The organism is Thiobacillus sp., assembly GCF_018780105.1.
Lineage (GTDB): Bacteria > Pseudomonadota > Gammaproteobacteria > Burkholderiales > Thiobacillaceae > Thiobacillus.
In genome coordinates this window covers 1-14,514 of the sequence record NZ_JADMKC010000035.1, presented here as the reverse complement: position 1 = coordinate 14,514, position 14,514 = coordinate 1, and the positions used below count along the sequence as shown (strand labels likewise).

The window sequence follows — 14,514 nt, the reverse complement described above, 5'->3', positions numbered from 1 at the left end:
GCGGCAGGAATTCCTTGTCGAAGTTGGCGCCCACATACTTGCGGATGTCGGTGATGGCTTCCTGCGCCAGATTCACCGAGTCGGTACGCATGTAGGTGATGAGGCCGACCGGGCCTTCGCCGAGGTCCATGCCTTCATACAATTGTTGCGCGGTGCGCATGACACGGTCGGTGGTCATGCCGAGCTGGCGCACGCCGGCTTGTTGCAGGGTCGAGGTGGTGAACGGCGCGCCGGGGTGGCGGGCGCGCCGCTTCTTTTCGATGCGCATGACGCGGGCGTCTTTCGACTCCAGCGTCGCCAGCCATTCCTTGCTGCGGGCTTCGTGCTCGACCGTGAACTGCTCGACCTTTTCGCCCTTGAAATGGGTGAGCTTGGCGCTGAACGCCTGCGCGCCCTTGTGGCTGTCGAGGTGCAGCGACCAGTATTCGCGCGGATTGAAGGCTTCGATTTCGAGTTCGCGTTCGACGATCATGCGCAAGGCGGGCGACTGCACGCGGCCCGCGCTCAAGCCGGGGCTGATCTTGCGCCACAACAGCGGCGACAGGTTGAAGCCGACCAGATAATCCAGCGCGCGGCGCGCCTGTTGCGCATCGACCAGGTCGGTCGCAATCTCGCGCGGGTTGCGGACGGCGTCCTGCACCGCGGATTCGGTGATTTCGTAAAAGGCCACGCGCTTCATCGGCGTCTTGACCTTGCGTTCCTTGAGGATTTCGCTGATGTGCCAGGAAATCGCCTCGCCTTCTCTATCCGGGTCGGTTGCCAGCAACACTTCGTCGGCTTTTTTGGCGGCCTTGACGATGGCTTCGACGTGCTTGGCGTTGCGTTCGATGATCTGATATTTCATGCTGAAAGTTTCAGTATCGACCGCGCCGGTTTTCGGTTCGAGATCACGTACGTGACCATAGCTGGCGAGGATTTCATAATCCGCGCCGAGGTATTTCTTCAGTGTCTTGGACTTGGACGGGGATTCGACGATAACGAGTTTGGACATGGCTATTTAATGGAGGCGTTCCGGCTCGTGGTTCAGCAGCATGTCTTCGAGGTGGGTGAAATGCTCGATCAGGCCACGGCTCCACAGGACGATCAGCGTCATCCAGCGCACATGGTCGGGCTCGATGTCTTCGCCGCCCAGCTCCATCAGGCCTGAAATCACCCATTCGCGGGATTCGGGGTCGAGGATCTCGGCGCTGCCCAGATAGGCCAGCTCGGCACGGCAGGCTTCGTTCAGCCGATCGAGTTCTTCCGGGGCGTAGTGGCGGTCATACGCCAGCGCCAGCCGTTCGTGGGTGGCGCTGCCAGCCAGGTTGGTGTACCAGTCGAGCGCGGCGTTGATGTCAGCTTCTTCAAAACCGGCGGCAAACAGACGCTTTTCCAGCGCATCGCGGTCTGGCGTCAGTGCCACCATGCGGAAGCTTTCATAGAGGTAAACCAGGATGTCGAGCATGATCTCAGTGTAGTTTTTGGTAACGCCCGCCGGGCATTGAGGCAATCTGCCCTTCCAGTTCCAGCGCCAACAGCTTGGCCGAAAGCGCATCCAGCGTCAACCCGGTTCTTTGTGCCAGTGCGTCGAGCGTGGCTGGCGCGCCGTCGAGGGCATCCAGCACCGGGTCGGCCGCCTGTTCCGGCCACGCCGGCGGGGCCAGCCGCTGCGGCCAGGCCAGCTCGTCGAGAATGTCGGCGGCGGATTCGACCAGCTTGGCGCCCTGCTTGATCAAGGCATGGCAGCCGCGCGCCAGCGGCGAATGGATCGAGCCGGGAATGGCGAATACCTCGCGCCCCTGTTCGGTGGCGACCCGCGCGGTGATCAGTGAGCCGCTGTCGGGCGCCGCTTCCACCACCAGCACGCCACGACTGAGGCCGCTGATCAGCCGGTTGCGGCGGGGAAAATGGCCAGGCAGCGGCGGCGTGCCGAGCGCGAACTCGGAAATCACCAGCCCGTTTTCGGCCAGTTGATGTGCCAGCGCCTTGTTGCGCGCAGGGTAGATGCGGTCGAGCCCGGTGCCGATGATGGCGATGCTCGACCCCGCGCCGGCCAGCCCGCCGCGGTGCGCGGCCGCGTCGATGCCGAGCGCCAGCCCACTGATGATGGTGAAGCCGGCGTCGGACAGGGCGTGGGCGAAGGCCTCGGCGTCGCGCACCCCTTGCGGCGTGGCGTTGCGGCTGCCCACCACGCCGAGGCCGGGCTGGCCCAACAGGCTGCGGCGTCCCTTGCAGTACAGCACGGCGGGCGGGTCGCCTATTTCCAGCAGGGTCGTCGGGTAGTCCGCGTCCGCCAGCGTCAGCAGGCTGTTGCTGGGCTGGTCCAACCAGGTCAGGGTGGTTTCCAGCAAGGCTGCGTCGGGTTCGCCCAGCAGTGCATCGCATTGCGCGCTGGACAGGTGGGCCGAGAGTGCCGTGCGTCCTGACGCCAAAACGGCCTCCGGAGAACCGAAGGCCGTCAGCAGGCGGATCAGGCTGGTGTTGCCGACCCCGGGGGCGAGCGCCAGGCGCAGCCAGGAGTCAAGCATAGCGTAGCCAGGAATCAAGCACGGCGCAGCCAAGAATCAAACATGGCGCAGCCAGGCGTCAAGCATGGTGCATCCCAAAAAAAGCGATCAGGGGGTCTGCACCCGGTCGAGCAGATAGACCGGCCCGCTGGATTGCATGATGAGCGCGTACGACACCCGCTCATACACGCGATACAGCATCACCAGTCCGCTCTGGGCATCCGGCAGCTTGACGTCGTCGTCGCTGCCGCTGCCGAGACAGGTCTTGCGGAAGCTGTTGTTGACTTCGGCCACCTGATCGTAGGTGACCTTGCCGTCCTCCTTCAGGCAGCGTACGTCGCTGTACAGCCAGGCGCCGCCATCGGGGGCGGCGCTGGCTTCCTTGACCCAGGTCACGTTCTTGTCTTCAGAGGATGTGAGTTTAACGGCCAGGCCTTCACGGTATACCGCCAGCACATGACCTTGTTCCAGGCCGTCGCGGCTGCCACGGTCGATCACCACGGTCTGGTACTGGCCGCTGTCGGACATGCCGCCGTAGGCCGAGATGATGCGGCCGTCGATCCTGGTTTCGGGCGCGTGCGGGATGTATTCGAAGGCGGTGCCTTCGTCCGCTTTCACCAGCTTGTCCTTGGGCAGAATTTCCTGCGCCGACTGCGTAATGCGGATCTTTTGCGGCGCGCCTTCCACCAGGGTGCGCGCATCGCCCAGATATTCGACTTCATACCCCAGCACTTCGCCGGTTGCGGGGTCTTTCAGGGCTTTTCCGGGGCGCAGCACGTTCCAGCGCGTCACGCCGGGTTTGCCGCCGGTGGCAAAGGCCTCGTCGCCGGTGCCTAGCACCACGCGTTCGCTGTTGGTGCCCAGAATGAAGGGCGCGCTGTCCAGTGCGTCTGCCGGAGCGACGCGCGGTTGCGCCAGAAACGGGAAGATCACCCGGCTGGGAATGGGCGGAATGGCCTCGCTGCCTAGTTCGGTGATGCGCTCACCCGGTGAAAGCTTGACGGTGGTCATGCCGCTCTTGTCGCCCTTGACCAGCGACAGGCGCGGCTCCTTGCCGCTGCGGTCGAGTACCACCAAATCGCCCGGATAGATCCAGTGCGGATTCTTGATTTCCTCGCGGTTCATGTTCCAGATTTGCGGCCAGCGCCAGGGGTCTTTGAGGAATTTTCCGGAAATGTCCCACAGCGTGTCGCCCTTGACCACAACGTACTTGTCGGGGGCGTTGTCCTGCAGTTTGAGCGTATCGGCCAGCACCGGTGTTGCCAGTAGCAGGGCAAGTGAAATAACGAGTTGACGCACGGGAACCCCCTCCATTTAGACTTTGTCTCTCAAACTGAAAACAGCCGGGTTGAAAATGGCTGTGTTGAAAATATACTGTGCGCCTAACTTACGGCCATCACCGACCTTATATTTAGGGCAACGCGCTGTCCAGATGCAGATTTTGCATCAAAGTGTGCGCTCAGCCCATTCATTCGCAAAGCTTTTATGGCCAAATTCGACATTCTCCACTACCCCGATGCGCGCCTGCACACGATCGCCAAGCCGGTAGCGGCGGTCGATGCCCGCATCCGGAAACTCGTCGACGACATGGCCGAAACCATGTACGCCGCGCCGGGTATCGGGCTGGCCGCCACGCAGGTCAATGTGCACGAACGGGTCGTCGTGATCGACATTTCCGAAACCCACGACGACCTGCTGGTGCTGATCAACCCCGAAATCATCGCCCAGTCCGGCACCGAGGAAAGCGAAGAGGGCTGCCTGTCGGTACCCGGTATCTACGACAGGGTGAAGCGCGCCGAACGGGTGACTGTGCGTGCGTTGGACCGCGCCGGCAAGCCCTTCGAGCTCGAAGCGGACGGCCTTCTGGCCGTGTGTATCCAGCATGAAATGGATCACTTGGTGGGCAAGGTGTTTGTCGAATACCTGTCCGGACTCAAGCGCAATCGCATCAAGGCCAAGCTGCAAAAGCAGGCGCGCGAGCACCGCCCCGACGCCGCGCCGCGCCGCGCGTCGCTCTGAGTCCGGCTGCCCGTGCGCATCATCTTTGCCGGCACCCCGCCGTTTGCAGCGGCGGCCCTCAACGCTTTGGCGGATGCCGGGCACGAAATCGTTCTGGTGCTGACCCAGCCTGACCGGCCCGCCGGTCGCGGCATGAAACTGACCCCCAGCGCAGTCAAGCAGGCTGCCCTTGCGCGCGGCTTGGCGGTCTCTCAGCCGGCCAGCCTGAAAACGCAGGAAGCCCAGGCCGAACTGCGCGAGGCGAACGCCGACGTCATGGTGGTCGCCGCGTATGGCCTGATCCTGCCGCAAGCCGTGCTCGATCTGCCGCGCCTGGGTTGCCTCAATATCCACGCTTCGCTGCTGCCGCGCTGGCGCGGTGCGGCGCCGATCCAGCGCGCGATTCTGGCCGGCGACACCGAGACCGGCATCACCATCATGCAGATGGACGCCGGGCTGGATACCGGCGCAATGTTGTCCAAAGTCGCGCTGCCGATCGGCGACGCTGACACGGCGGCCAGCCTGCACGATGCGCTGGCCGTTGCGGGGGCGGACGCCATCGTGGCTGCGCTGGCGCATCTCGCCGATCTGGCGCCGGTGGCGCAGGACGATGCGCTCGCCACTTACGCCGCCAAGCTCTCCAAGGAGGAAGCGCAGCTCGACTGGCGCCAGCCGGCCGCCGCCTTGGCACGCGCCGTGCGCGCCTACTGCCCGGTGCCGGGCGCGTGGACGCTGCTGGACGGCGCGCCGCTCAAGATATGGGCGGCACGGGCGGTGGACGGGGCCGGAGAGGCGGGCGAAATATTGCGCGCCGACGGCGATCAACTGGTGGTGGCGTGCGGCGCGGGCGCGTTGGCCCTGCTCGAGCTGCAACCCGCTGGCAGCAAGCGGATGACGGCGCAAGCGTTTCTGGCCGGCCGGCCCTGCGCGCCAGGCACCCATTTGGGGCGTTGAGTTGGGGGCGAGTTGCGTGCCCTGTATCATCTGCCGCTTCCGACGCGGCTGGCCCGCCATGACCCGATCTCACTCCCTTAAGCGTTCTCATCATGCGTAATTTGCAAAAACTGGCCGCCGGCATTCTCGAAGAAGTGCTGGCCGGCGCCGCCCTGCACCAGGTGCTGCCGCAGCGCGTGCAGCAATTGCAGACCCCGGGCGAACGCGGCGCGCTGCAGGACGTGGTGTACGGCAGCCTGCGTCAGCTTGGGCGGCTGGATTGCTGGCTGGAAGCCTTGCTGGAGCGCCCGCTGACCGACCCGCAACTGGGCTGGCTGTTACGGGTGGCGATTTACCAGCTGGCGTATACGCGGGCGCCTGCCCATGCCGTGGTGCACAACGCGGTAACCGCCGCCGGCGAAGGCTGGCGGCGCGGACTGGCCAATGCGGTCCTGCGCAATTTCCAGCGCCGCCGCGCCGAACTGGATCAATTGGCGGCCGAACGGCCCTCGGCACGCTGGTCGCATCCCGACTGGTGGATTGCCAAACTGCAGGCGCAGCACCCGGCACACTGGCAGGGCATCCTCGAAGCCGGCTTGCTGCATCCGCCGTTCACCCTGCGCGTCAACGCGCGCCATGGCGATGTGGCGGAGTATTTGCAGCGCTTGAGCGAGGCGGGGCATCCGGCGCGGCAAACCGGTGCGGATGCGGTGACGCTCGACAAGGCGGTGTCGGTGCATGGCTTGCCCGGCTTCGACGAAGGCCGCGTGTCGGTGCAGGATGCCGGCGCGCAATGGGCCGCCCGCCTGCTCGATGCGCAGCCGGGCGAGCGGGTACTGGACGCCTGTGCCGCGCCCGGCGGCAAGACCGGCCACATCCTGGAACGCGCCGATGTGGCATTGACCGCGCTCGACGTCGATCCCGCCCGCCTCGCTCGGGTACAGGAAAACCTCGATCGCCTGCATTTGCGCGCCAGCCTAGTGGCAGGCGATGCCTCGAACCCCGAGGCCTGGTGGGATGGCCAGCCGTTCGACCGCATTCTGGCCGATGTGCCGTGCAGCGCGTCCGGCGTGGTGCGCCGCAATCCCGACATCAAATGGCTGCGCCGTCCCGAGGACATCGCCCAGTTCGCGGCGCAACAGGCGGTGATGCTGGAAGCGTTGTGGCGATTGCTGGCACCGGGTGGTACATTGCTTTACGCCACCTGCTCGGTATTCCACGAAGAAAACGACGGGCAAGTGCAGGCGTTCTTGACGCGCCACGCCGACGACGCCGTGCGCCGTCTTCTCCCCGAAGTTTTGTCGAATGGATCGCTGTTGCCGGATGCGGAACATGATGGCTTCTATTACGCCCTGTTGCAGAAGACCTGACACCGCCCGGCGCGGCGCGGCATGGGTCTGGCTGGCCGGACTGATGCTGGCGTGCTGGCTGGCGATCGCCCCGGGCGTCGGCAGCGCTGACGACAGTGCCGTCAAGAAGGCGGCCCTGCGCGCCACCCCGCAAGGCTATGTGCTGGACGCGGATGTGGAGATCGTACTCAATCCCACGCTGGAAAATGCGCTGAGCAAAGGCATCAACCTGCATTTTCTGCTCGAACTGGAAGTCACCCGTCCCGGCAGCTGGTACTGGTTCGACGAAGACATCGCCGAACCGGTGCGCAAGCTCAGGATTTATTACCACCTGCTGCTGCGGCGCTACGTAGTCGAAAGCGGTTACGTCACCCGCACCGCTGCCACCCTGCCGGAAGCGCTGGCGATGCTGGGACGGATCAATGACTGGCAGGTGATCGATCGCGGTGCCCTGAAAACCGGCCGGCGCTATGAAGCGCGCCTGCGCTTGCGGCTGGACAAGGAGCAGTTGCCGAAGCCGCTGTCGATCGGGGGCGTGAGCAACGAGCAATGGGAACTGGCGACGCCCTGGCATAAATGGTCGTTTGATGCGCCCCCCATCCCGGTCAGCCCGCCGCCTGTGTCGCCCTGATGCGCAGTCTGATTGTTGCCGCCCTGGTTGCGGGCATCGCGCTGTTGACGTTGCTGTTCTATGCCGGCGGCGACAACGTCATGTTTGCCGACAATCTGTCGGTGGTATTCGTCGTCGGCGGCGTGCTCGGTGCGGTTTTGCTGGTGCTGTTGGGCTGGCGTTTGTGGTGGCTGCAAAAACGCATCCGCCGCGGCGTATTCGGCGCCAAGCTCACGCTCAAGCTGTTGCTGATGTTCAGTGCCGTTTCCATGTTGCCGGGCCTGGTGGTGTACGGCGCCTCGGTGTTCTTTCTCAACCGTTCCATCGAAACCTGGTTCGACGTGCGGGTCGACAATGCGCTGGCGTCCGGGGTCAAGCTCGGCCAGGTTGCGCTCGACGACCTGTTGAGCGACCTCAACGTCAAGGCGCAGCGTATGGCGATCTCGCTGTCGGACGAGGGCATGGGCTCGATGATCACCAGCCTGTCGACCCTGCGCGAGCAAAGCACGGTGCAGGAGCTCACCCTGTTCAACGATCGCGGCGGCGTCATTGCCCACGTCAGCGGCGAACGCGGCACGTTGCTGCCGGTGCTGCCCGAGCGCGGCGTGCTGTGGCAGGTACGCCAGCAGCAGCCCTACAGCCGGATCGAGGACATCCCGGATCGCGGTCTCATCATGCGCGTCATCGTGCCGGTGTACACCAGCGAACTGACCGGTGAAACCCGCGTGCTGCAACTGGTGCAGCCGGTGCCCGCCGCCCTCGAACGCGATGCGCAGGCGGTGCAGCTGGCGTATCAGGAATACCAGCAGATCGCGGTGTCGCGGCAGGGACTGAAACGGATCTACGGCGTCGCGCTGACCTTGACCCTGATGCTGGCCCTGTTGATGACCTTCGTCATTGCCTATCTGATTTCGGACCGTCTGGGCGCACCGCTGCGCACGCTGGCGCGCGGCACCCGCGCGGTGGCCAAGGGCGACTTCTCGCAGATGCAGCCGATTTCCAGCCGCGACGAGCTGGGCGTGCTGATCGACTCGTTCAACCGCATGACGCGACAGCTGTCGGACGCGCGCGAACAGGCTGCGCTGAACCATCAGGAAACCGGCCAGGCGAAGGCCTTTCTGGAACGGGTGCTGGCCAACCTGTCTTCCGGCGTGGTGGTACTGGACGAAGGCCTGAACGTCCTGGCGGTCAACAGCGCAGCGGCGCTGATCCTGGGGGTGGAGCCCTCCACACTGCAGTCGCAGAACCTGGCTGCGCCGCAGCAGGCCGACGAGGCGCTGCGCGATTTCAGCACGCGGGTGGCCGAGCGCCTGGCCCGTCACGAAGAAGAATGGCAGGAACAGATCGAATACCACGCCAGCGAAGGCAGGCAGACCCTGCTGGTGCGCGGCACCCATCTGCCGCCGGGGATGGATCGCGGCTACGTGCTGGTGTTCGACGATGTCACCAAGCTGATCAACGCCGAGCGCAACGCGGCCTGGAGCGAAGTGGCGAAGCGGCTGGCGCACGAGATCAAGAACCCGCTTACCCCGATCCAGCTGTCGGCCGAACGCATAGCGCGCAAACTTGGCGGCAAACTGGAAACGCCGGACGCCGAATTTCTCACCCGCGCCACGCAAACCATCGTCAATCAGGTCGGCGCCATGAAAACCATGGTCGACGCGTTTGCCGGCTATGCGCGGATGCCGCGCGCCAAACTCGAAGCGCTGGACCTGAATGCGCTGGTGCACGAAGTGCTGGCCTTGTACGACACCAAGGCGCTGGGTCTGGAGCTGCATCTCGCCCCCGATTTGCCGCGCGTTGCGGGCGACTCCACATTATTGCGTCAGGTGATACATAATCTGTTGCAAAATGCGCAGGATGCGTTGAGCGATCACGCGTCCCCCCATGTTGAGGTCTGCACCCGCCTCAATACCCACACGGTCAATCTGACCGTGACGGACAACGGGGCCGGTTTTCCGGAGCACCTGATGGCACGTTTGTTTGAGCCTTATGCAACCACCAAGGCAAAGGGAACGGGGCTGGGACTGGCCATCGTTAAAAAAATAGTGGAAGAACACCAGGGCAAAATTCAAATAGAAAATCTCAAATCAGGCGGCGCGTCGATACGCGTGTCGCTGCCTGTATTTGTAGAGGACGGAGAAAGCACGTGAGCGGGCATATCCTGATCGTTGATGACGAAGTAGGGATTCGTGAATTGTTGTCGGAAATCCTCACGGATGAGGGCTATGACGTGCATCTGGCGGAAAACGCCGAAGAGGCGCGGGGATTCCGCGCGCAACGCCGGCCCGACCTGGTCTTGCTCGACATCTGGATGCCCGATACCGATGGCGTCACCCTGTTGAAGGAATGGGCGAGCAACGGCCAGCTCACCATGCCGGTGGTGATGATGTCGGGCCACGGCACCATCGATACCGCCGTCGAAGCCACCAAGCTCGGCGCGACCGACTTTCTGGAAAAGCCGGTCGCGCTGGCCAAGCTGATCGATACCGTCAACAAGGCCATCAAGCGCGGGGTGACGCCGCCGCGGCGCGCACCCGGGATGGACCTGTCCGCACTCGGCCGCAGCCCGCAGATACTCGAACTGAAAAAGCGCCTGACCCAAGTCGGCGGCAACACCGCACCGGTCCTGCTGTCGGGCGAACACGGCAGTGGCTTTGAAATCTGCGCCCATTTCCTGCACCAACCCGCCAGTCCGTGGATTGAAATCAAGGATCGCGCCCGCTTGCTGTCCGAGCCTCTGAGCTTTGCCAGCACCTTGGGCAATGGCACGCTTTATCTGTCGGATGTCAGTGAACTGGCGCGCCTGGAGCAAAAAGGCCTGGCGCTGCTGCTCGATCGCATCGAGGGCAACGGCGCGCGCCTGGTGTGTTCCAGCAGCCGCAGTCTGGACGCGCTGGTGGGGACAGGCGAGTTCGACAGCCGTTTGTTTTACCGGTTGTCCAGCGTGGTCATCCAGATACCGCCGCTGCGCGAGCATCGGGAAGACGTGCCCGACATCGCCAATTTCATGCTGACGCAGTTGGTGGAAACCGGCGTGTGCCCGCTGCGGCGGCTGGCCACGCCGGCGCTGAACCAGCTGCGCAATTTCGACTGGCCCGGCAACCTGCCGCAGTTGAGCAACGTCGTGCGGACCCTGGCCCTCACCACCCTGACCAGCGAAATCGATGGCACTGACGTCAACCGGGTGCTGGCGCCGATGAAACAGCAGGCGCCCGCCGTCGCCCACGGCATTCCGCTGGACACCCCGTTGCGGGTGGCGCGCGACGCGTTCGAGCGGATGTATTTCGAATACCTGATCCAGAAAGAGGGCGGCAGCATGACACGGGTGGCCGACCGTGCCGGACTGGAGCGCACCCACCTCTACCGCAAGCTCAAGCAACTCAATATTCGCCACGGCCGGCGTCTGGACGAAAACCTGTGAGCGTGCGCGAAGCGTCGGGGCAACCCGTCACCGCTTGTCGTGCCGCCCTCTCCCTTTACTTCTTGATCCTCACCCCAGCATGAAAATCATCATCCTTGGCGCCGGGCAGGTGGGCGGCAATCTGGCGGCAAGCCTGGTCGCCGAAAACAACGATATCACCATCGTCGACCTCAACAGCGAAAGACTGGCCCTGCTGCAGGACCGCTTCGACCTGCGCACCGTGCGCGGCCATGCGGCGCACCCCTCCGTGTTGCAGCAGGCAGGCGCCGAAGATGCCGACATGCTGGTGGCGGTCACGCAAAGCGACGAAACCAATCTGGTGGCGTGCCGCATCGCCTCCAGCCTGTTCAATGTGCCCACCCGCATCGCGCGGATCCGCTCGGCGGATTTTCTCGGGCTGGACGCCGGCTATCTGGCCGAACACTTCGGCGTCAACGATGTCATCAGCCCGGAACAGGAAGTGACCGATACGCTGCGGCGATTGATCGAGCACCCGGAAGCGCTGCAGGTGCTCGACTTCGCCGACGGCAAGGTGCGTCTGGTTGCCGTGCGCGCCTACCACGGCGGCCCGCTGGTGGGCCACGAGCTGCAAGACATCAAGCGCCACATGCCGAATCTGGAATGCCGTATCCCGGCGATCTACCGCCGCGACCGCGGCATCGTGCCGAAAGGCATCACCGTGATCGAGCCGGGCGACGAAGTGTTTTTCCTGGCGCGCAAGGCCGACATTTCCTCGGTGCTGCGCGAACTGCGGAACCTGGAGCGGCCGGTCAGGAAGGTCATGATCGCCGGTGGCGGCAATATCGGGCGGCGGCTGGCGGCCCAGATCGAGCACAACTACGACGTCAAGATCATCGACCACAACAAGGCCACCAGCAACCTGCTGGCCGAACAGCTCCATCAAAGCCTGGTGTTGCAGGGCGATGCCACCGACGAGGATTTGCTGGAACAGGAGAATATCGCGGCCATGGACGTGTTCTGTGCGCTGACCAACGATGACGAAGACAACATCATGTCTGCGCTGCTGGCCAAACGCATGGGCGCCAAGCGCGTGATCGCATTGATTAATCGCTCGGCCTACGTCGATCTGGTGCAGGGCGGTGAAATCGACGTTGCCATCTCACCCGCGCAGGCCACGGTGGGCCCCTTGCTGTCGAAAATCCGGCGTGGCGACATGGTGGCAGTGCACTCCCTGCGGCGCGGCGCGGCCGAGGTGCTGGAAGTCGCGGTGCACGGCGATTCCAAAACCTCACGCGTGGTGGGCAGGCGTATCGAGGATATCGGCCTGCCCGAAGGCGCGACGATTGCCGCCATCATCCGCAATGGCGACGCCATCATCGCCCACCATGACACCCTGATCGAAACGGAGGACCACCTTATTCTGTTCGCGCTCAACAAGCGCATCATTCCCAAGGTGGAAAAACTGTTCCAGGTCGGCTTCGGCTTCTTTTAAGTCATGCGCCGCGTACTTCCTATCCTGCATGTGTTGGGGCTGGTGGTCCTGATTTTCGCCTTCACCATGCTGCTGCCGCTTGCAGTCGCTTTTATCTGGCAGGATGCGGCGCTGTATGCCTATGACGAAGCTTTCCTGATCACCTTTACTTCGGGACTGCTGACCTGGCTATTCACGCGCCATAAAAAGCGCGAACTGCAAACCCGCGACGGTTTTTTGCTGGTAGTGCTGGTGTGGGCGGTTTTACCCGCCTTTGCTTCCTTGCCCTTGCTGTTCCATCTGCCCGACTTGAGTTTTACCGATGCGTATTTTGAAACCGCGTCCGGACTGACCACCACCGGTGCGACGGTACTGGTCGGCCTCGATGCGCTACCGCCTTCCATCAACCTGTGGCGGCATTTGCTCAACTGGCTGGGCGGCATGGGCATCATCGTGCTGGCGGTGGCCATTCTTCCCATGCTGGGTATCGGTGGCCGACAGCTGTTCAAGGCCGAAACGCCGGGCCCGATGAAGGACTCGAAACTGACCCCCCGCATCGCCGACACCGCCAAGTCGCTGTGGCTGGTGTATGCGGGCATCACCCTGGCCTGCATCCTGGCGCTCAAAGTTGCGGGTATGAGCTGGTTCGATGCCGTCTGTCATGCTTTTTCCGCCATGGGGCTGGGTGGATTTTCTACCCACGATGCCAGCGTCGGTTTCTTCAATTCCCCAGCGATCGAGGCTGTTCTGATCGTATTCATGCTGTTTGCGGCGATGAATTTCGCCACCCACTTTCTGGCCTACCGCAGCCGTAGCCTGAAAGCCTACCGGGGCGATCCGGAAGTCATGCCGATGCTGGCACTGGTCGTGGTCAGCTGCATCGGCTGTGCTTTCTACATCTGGCAGGCGGGCACGTATGCCAGTTACTGGACGGCCTTGCGCCACGTCAGCTTCAATCTGGTGTCGCTGGCGACGGACTGTGGCTTCGCCAGCGTTGATTTCAACCAGTGGCCGATTTTCGTGCCTTTGTGGATGCTGTTTCTCAGCTGCATAACCGTCAGTTCCGGGTCGACCGGCGGCGGCATCAAGATGATCCGCAGCCTGTTGATGTTCAAGCAGGGGCAGCGCGAGTTGCAACGGCAAATTCACCCCAGCGCCGTCTTGCCGATCAAGCTGGGGGGCATGCCGGTTTCCAATCAGGTGGCATTTGCCGTGCAGGTGTTCGTGATGCTCTACGTCAACAGCATCTTCGCCTTGACCATGATCCTGGTCGCCAGCGGGCTGGATTTTCTGACTTCCTTTTCGGCCATCATTGCCTGCATCAACAATGCGGGGCCCGGTCTGAACCAGGTGGGTCCGGCCGCCAATTACATCGTGCTGACCGACTTCCAGACCTGGGTCTGTACCTTCACCATGGTGCTGGGGCGGTTGGAACTGATGACCTTGTTTGTCCTGTTTACCCGGACCTTCTGGCGTGCCTGAGCCGCTGGACAATTTCCTCGCCATGCTCGCCAGCGGCCGCGACAACGCGCTGTTGCGGTTTTCAATCGGCAACGAATACCTCAAGCGAGGCGACGCGGCGAACGCGGCCATCCACCTGCGCCGAGCGGTCGAGCACGATCCCCAATATTCCGCTGCCTGGAAACTGCTGGGTAAAGCGCTGGCGGACAACGCCGCCTTGGTGGAAGCTCTGGCGGCGTATCAGGCGGGCATTGCGGTCGCCGAGGCGCGCGGCGACAAGCAGGCGGCGAAGGAAATGGGCGTGTTCGCCAAACGAATAGAAAAGCAGCTGGGTTAGAATCCGCTGATTGAATTTTCAGGAGCAATGCAATGACGCGAATGGTGAAATGTGTGAAATTGGGTCGCGAAGCCGAAGGCCTGGCTTTTCAGCCGGTGCCGGGCGATCTCGGCAAGAAGATTTTCGAGAACGTGTCGAAAGAGGCGTGGAGCGGCTGGCAACGCCAGCAGACCATGCTGATCAACGAAAACCGCCTCAATCTGGCGGATCCCAGCGCGCGCACCTACCTGATGGAACAGATGGAGCGTCATTTCTTCGGCGACGGCAAGGCCGATGCCGCTAACGGTTACGTCCCACCCAGCAAGTGATGAATATCGGGTGGCATCACCCAAACAAAACGGGCTCCCGCAGGAGCCCGTTTTTTCGTCCATTTGAAGTGTCGCTTACAGCACTTCCTTTTCGATTTCTTCCAGCGTGGTGTGGCGCACATCCTTGCCCTTGACCATGTAGACCACGTATTCCGACATGTTCTTGGCGTGGTCGC

Annotated in this window: 14 protein-coding genes and 1 pseudogene; 10 read left to right on the top strand and 5 right to left on the bottom strand. The window is 63.2% G+C overall.

Translation table 11 applies throughout. The features are described from left to right. The 4 genes from IV098_RS13925 to IV098_RS13910 form a co-directional block, all read right to left on the bottom strand. On the bottom strand, nucleotides 1-991 hold a 991-nt coding region (locus tag IV098_RS13925; RefSeq protein WP_296890095.1), incomplete at its 3' end, for a DNA topoisomerase. 6 nt (nucleotides 992-997) lie between these two features. Next, the gene (locus IV098_RS13920) at nucleotides 998-1,444 is read right to left on the bottom strand and encodes a DUF494 family protein (protein ID WP_296890093.1); all 447 of its coding nucleotides are present in this window, start codon (nucleotides 1,442-1,444) and stop codon (nucleotides 998-1,000) included. Nucleotides 1,445-1,448: 4 nt separating this feature from the next. Further along, complete coding sequence (gene dprA / locus IV098_RS13915; RefSeq protein WP_296890091.1) at nucleotides 1,449-2,507, bottom strand: DNA-processing protein DprA; 1,059 nt, start codon at nucleotides 2,505-2,507, stop codon at nucleotides 1,449-1,451. Nucleotides 2,508-2,594: 87 nt separating this feature from the next. Then, nucleotides 2,595-3,785, bottom strand: a complete 1,191-nt coding sequence (locus IV098_RS13910) for a LysM peptidoglycan-binding domain-containing protein (protein WP_296890089.1) — start codon at nucleotides 3,783-3,785, stop codon at nucleotides 2,595-2,597. Nucleotides 3,786-3,971: 186 nt separating this feature from the next. Here IV098_RS13910 and def point away from each other — a divergent pair, with 186 nt between their 5' ends. The 10 genes from def (at nucleotide 3,972) to IV098_RS13860 (ending at nucleotide 14,338) form a co-directional block, all read left to right on the top strand. Then, nucleotides 3,972-4,505 (top strand): peptide deformylase, encoded by a 534-nt coding sequence (def, locus tag IV098_RS13905; protein WP_296890087.1) that lies wholly within the window; start codon nucleotides 3,972-3,974, stop codon nucleotides 4,503-4,505. A 12-nt stretch (nucleotides 4,506-4,517) separates the two neighbouring features. Continuing rightward, nucleotides 4,518-5,438: a methionyl-tRNA formyltransferase gene (gene fmt, locus IV098_RS13900; RefSeq protein ID WP_296890085.1), complete on the top strand. Its 921-nt coding sequence runs from the start codon at nucleotides 4,518-4,520 to the stop codon at nucleotides 5,436-5,438. Nucleotides 5,439-5,530: 92 nt separating this feature from the next. Beyond that, on the top strand, nucleotides 5,531-6,787 hold the full coding sequence (gene rsmB / locus IV098_RS13895; protein WP_296890083.1) for a 16S rRNA (cytosine(967)-C(5))-methyltransferase RsmB: 1,257 nt from the start codon (nucleotides 5,531-5,533) through the stop codon (nucleotides 6,785-6,787). Beyond that, nucleotides 6,750-7,397 (top strand): DUF4390 domain-containing protein, encoded by a 648-nt coding sequence (locus tag IV098_RS13890; protein WP_296890081.1) that lies wholly within the window; start codon nucleotides 6,750-6,752, stop codon nucleotides 7,395-7,397. Before rsmB ends, IV098_RS13890 begins: the two co-directional genes overlap by 38 nt. Beyond that, nucleotides 7,397-9,529, top strand: coding sequence for an ATP-binding protein (locus IV098_RS13885; RefSeq protein ID WP_296890079.1), 2,133 nt, complete (start codon nucleotides 7,397-7,399; stop codon nucleotides 9,527-9,529). Before IV098_RS13890 ends, IV098_RS13885 begins: the two co-directional genes overlap by 1 nt. After that, a complete protein-coding gene (locus tag IV098_RS13880) occupies nucleotides 9,526-10,800 on the top strand; it encodes a sigma-54 dependent transcriptional regulator (RefSeq protein ID WP_296890077.1) in 1,275 nt (424 codons plus the stop codon). Before IV098_RS13885 ends, IV098_RS13880 begins: the two co-directional genes overlap by 4 nt. 79 nt (nucleotides 10,801-10,879) lie before the next feature. Continuing rightward, nucleotides 10,880-12,253, top strand: a complete 1,374-nt coding sequence (trkA, locus tag IV098_RS13875; protein ID WP_296890075.1) for a Trk system potassium transporter TrkA — start codon at nucleotides 10,880-10,882, stop codon at nucleotides 12,251-12,253. A gap of 3 nt (nucleotides 12,254-12,256) precedes the next feature. Continuing rightward, nucleotides 12,257-13,714 carry a TrkH family potassium uptake protein gene (locus IV098_RS13870; RefSeq protein WP_296890073.1) on the top strand — a complete coding sequence of 486 codons (1,458 nt, stop codon included), beginning with the start codon at nucleotides 12,257-12,259 and terminating at the stop codon, nucleotides 13,712-13,714. After that, the gene (locus IV098_RS13865) at nucleotides 13,707-14,030 is read left to right on the top strand and encodes a hypothetical protein (protein WP_296890071.1); all 324 of its coding nucleotides are present in this window, start codon (nucleotides 13,707-13,709) and stop codon (nucleotides 14,028-14,030) included. Before IV098_RS13870 ends, IV098_RS13865 begins: the two co-directional genes overlap by 8 nt. A gap of 32 nt (nucleotides 14,031-14,062) precedes the next feature. Next, nucleotides 14,063-14,338, top strand: coding sequence for an oxidative damage protection protein (locus tag IV098_RS13860; protein WP_296890069.1), 276 nt, complete (start codon nucleotides 14,063-14,065; stop codon nucleotides 14,336-14,338). A gap of 75 nt (nucleotides 14,339-14,413) precedes the next feature. On the opposite strand, the pseudogene IV098_RS13855 reads toward IV098_RS13860, so the two are convergent. Then, nucleotides 14,414-14,514, bottom strand: a pseudogene (locus tag IV098_RS13855) (phosphate transport system regulator PhoU); the annotation flags it as partial.